The organism is Endozoicomonas sp. ALC013 (assembly GCF_049310205.1).
Lineage (GTDB): Bacteria > Pseudomonadota > Gammaproteobacteria > Pseudomonadales > Endozoicomonadaceae > Endozoicomonas.
In genome coordinates this window covers 1-1620 of record NZ_JBLYNS010000364.1, presented here as the reverse complement: position 1 = coordinate 1620, position 1620 = coordinate 1, and the positions used below count along the sequence as shown (strand labels likewise).

The window sequence follows — 1620 nt, the reverse complement described above, 5'->3', positions numbered from 1 at the left end:
AATAACACGGCGTTGGGACTGGCGAAGCCTTACGACAACACTACATTCATTGACTTCAGCAGGTTTTTTTACCCCTCATAACCCCATGGATGAGCGTGTCAAGCTAACTCAAGCTTCCTTATTGTCCACTCTGCTTGACGCAATAATATTCAAGTGCAACCAAAAACCTCAAGCCAGGAATATTGATGCCCGGGGTATCGCCAACCTGCTGTGGGCCATGGCGAAACTGGTGGACAACGGGCAGAAGCAGACACCGGAGTTCAACGAGGCCGTTGTCGCGCTGTTGCCCCACGTGAGCGCAATGAAGGACCAATTTAAGGCCCAGGGCATTGCCAACCTGCTGTGGGCCATGGCGAAACTGGTGGACAACGGGCTGGAGCAGACACCAGAGTTCAAAGAGGCCATGGGTGCCCTGTTGACCCACGTGAACATACAGAAAGACCAATTCAATGCCCAGGGTATCGCCAACCTTCTGTGGGCCATGACGAAACTGGTGGACAACGGGGAGTGGACACCGGAGCTCAAAGAAGCCGTGGCCGTGCTGTTCCCCCATGTGAACGCACAGAAAGATCAATTTAATACCCAGAATATTGTCAACCTGCTGTGGGCCATGGCGAAACTGGTGGACAACGGGCAGAAGCGGACAGCAGAGCTCAACGAGGCTGTAACCGCGCTGTTGCACCATGTGAACGTACAAAAAGATAACTTTAAACCACAGGGTATCGCCAACCTGCTGTGGGCCATGGCGAAACTGGTGGACAACGGGCTGGAGCGGACACCAGGGCTCAACGAGGCCGTGGCCGCGCTGTTGCCCTACGTGAACGCACAGAAAGACCAATTTAGTGCCCAGCATATTGCCAACCTGCTGTGGGCCCTGGCGAAACTGGTGGACAACGGCCAGGAGCGGACTCCGGGGTTCAACGAGGCCGTGGCTGCGCTGTTGCCCAATGTGAACGCACAGAAAGACCAATTTATTCCTCAGCATATCGCCAACCTGCTGTGGGCCATGGCGAAACTGGTGGACAATGGGCAGGAGCAGACACCAGGGCTCAACGAAGCCCTGGTCGCGCTGTTGCCCCGGGTGAACGCACAGAAAACCCAATTTCATGTCCAGTTTATTGCCAACCTGCTTTGGGCCATGGCGAAACTGGTGGACAACGGGCTGGAGCAGACACCAGCACTCAACGAGGTCGTGGCCACGCTATTGCCCCTAGTGATCGCACAGAAAGCTCACTTTAAACCACAGGAAATCACCAACCTGCTGTGGGCCATGGCGAAACTGGTGGACCACGGGCAGGAGCGGACACCAGAGCTCAGCGAGGCCATGGCCGCGTTGTTGCCCCACGTGAGCGCACAGAAAGCCAGCTTTACACCACAGGGTATTGCCAATCTGCTGTGGGCCATGGCGAAACTGGTGGACAACGGGCAGGAGTCAACACCAGAACTCAACGAAGCCGTGACGGCACTGTTGCCCCACGTGAGCGCACAGAAAGCCAGCTTTACACAACAGGGTATTGCCAATCTGCTGTGGGCCTTGGCGAAACTGGTGGGCAACGGGCAGGAGCGGACACCAGAACTCAACGAGGCCGTGACCGCACTGTTGCCTCAGGTGATCGCACA

The 1620-nt window shown here is 56.3% G+C and carries 1 protein-coding gene; it reads left to right on the top strand.

What is annotated here, in order from left to right; genetic code table 11:
• The coding region (locus tag ACO6V1_RS23860; protein ID WP_422469072.1) for a DUF1601 domain-containing protein at window positions 1-1620 on the top strand (1620 nt) is incomplete at both ends.